The sequence below is a fragment of the Acinetobacter sp. YH12156 genome (assembly GCF_013418235.1).
GTDB classification, from domain to species: domain Bacteria; phylum Pseudomonadota; class Gammaproteobacteria; order Pseudomonadales; family Moraxellaceae; genus Acinetobacter; species Acinetobacter pseudolwoffii.
In genome coordinates, this window is sequence record NZ_VPCL01000034.1 from 1 (window position 1) to 1,745 (window position 1,745).

The following is a 1,745-nucleotide window of genomic DNA, read 5'->3' on the forward strand; positions in this document are numbered from 1 at the left end:
GTGGTAGGGGAGCGTTCTGTAAGCCGATGAAGGTGGATTGAGAAGTCTGCTGGAGGTATCAGAAGTGCGAATGCTGACGTGAGTAACGACAATGCGAGTGAAAAACTCGCACGCTGAAAGACCAAGGGTTCCAGTCCAACGTTAATCGGGGCTGGGTGAGTCGACCCCTAAGGCGAGGCCGAGAGGCGTAGTCGATGGGAAATTGGTTAATATTCCAATACTTCTGTGTAATGCGATGAGAGGACGGAGAAGGTTAAGTCAGCCTGGCGTTGGTTGTCCAGGTGAAAGGTTGTAGGCATGCATCTTAGGCAAATCCGGGGTGCTCTATGCTGAGAACTGATAGCAAGCTGTACTTGTACAGTGAAGTGGCTGATACCATGCTTCCAGGAAAAGTCTCTAAGCTTCAGTTACACAGGAATCGTACCCGAAACCGACACAGGTGGTCAGGTCGAGTAGACCAAAGCGCTTGAGAGAACTCTGCTGAAGGAACTAGGCAAAATGGTACCGTAACTTCGGGAGAAGGTACGCTGCTTTTGGTGATGGAACTTGCTTCCTGAGCTGAGAGCAGCCACAGAAACCAGGCCCCTGCAACTGTTTATTAAAAACATAGCACTCTGCAAACACGAAAGTGGACGTATAGGGTGTGATGCCTGCCCGGTGCTGGAAGGTTAATTGATGGGGTTAGCGTAAGCGAAGCTCTTGATCGAAGCCCCAGTAAACGGCGGCCGTAACTATAACGGTCCTAAGGTAGCGAAATTCCTTGTCGGGTAAGTTCCGACCTGCACGAATGGCATAATGATGGGGGCGCTGTCTCCAGCAGAGACTCAGTGAAATCGAATTCGCCGTGAAGATGCGGTGTACCCGCGGCTAGACGGAAAGACCCCGTGAACCTTTACTGCAGCTTGACATTGAACTTTGATCTTACTTGTGTAGGATAGGTGGGAGGCTTTGAAACCGAGACGCTAGTTTCGGTGGAGCCAATCTTGAAATACCACCCTGGTAATATTGAGGTTCTAACTCTGTCCCGTTATCCGGGACGAGGACCATGTCTGGTGGGTAGTTTGACTGGGGCGGTCTCCTCCTAAAGAGTAACGGAGGAGTACGAAGGTGCGCTCAGCGTGGTCGGAAATCACGCGTAGAGTATAAAGGCAAAAGCGCGCTTAACTGCGAGACCCACAAGTCGAGCAGGTACGAAAGTAGGTCTTAGTGATCCGGTGGTTCTGTATGGAAGGGCCATCGCTCAACGGATAAAAGGTACTCTGGGGATAACAGGCTGATACCGCCCAAGAGTTCATATCGACGGCGGTGTTTGGCACCTCGATGTCGGCTCATCTCATCCTGGGGCTGAAGCAGGTCCCAAGGGTATGGCTGTTCGCCATTTAAAGAGGTACGCGAGCTGGGTTTAGAACGTCGTGAGACAGTTCGGTCCCTATCTACCGTGGGCGTTGGAAATTTGAGAGGATCTGCTCCTAGTACGAGAGGACCAGAGTGGACGAACCTCTGGTGTACCGGTTGTGACGCCAGTCGCATCGCCGGGTAGCTATGTTCGGAAGGGATAACCGCTGAAAGCATCTAAGCGGGAAGCCTACCTCAAGATAAGATTTCCCTAGGACTTTATGTCCTCTAAAGAGCCGTTGAAGACTACGACGTTGATAGGTTGGATGTGGAAGCATAGTGATATGTGAAGCTGACCAATACTAATTGCTCGTGAGGCTTGACTATACAACACCCAAACAGTTGTTGTA

1 rRNA gene is annotated in these 1,745 nt (G+C 50.9%); it reads left to right on the plus strand.

The features are described from left to right. Positions 1-1,722, plus strand: a 23S ribosomal RNA gene (locus FTU87_RS14925); the annotation flags it as partial. Positions 1,723-1,745 lie beyond the last annotated feature (23 nt).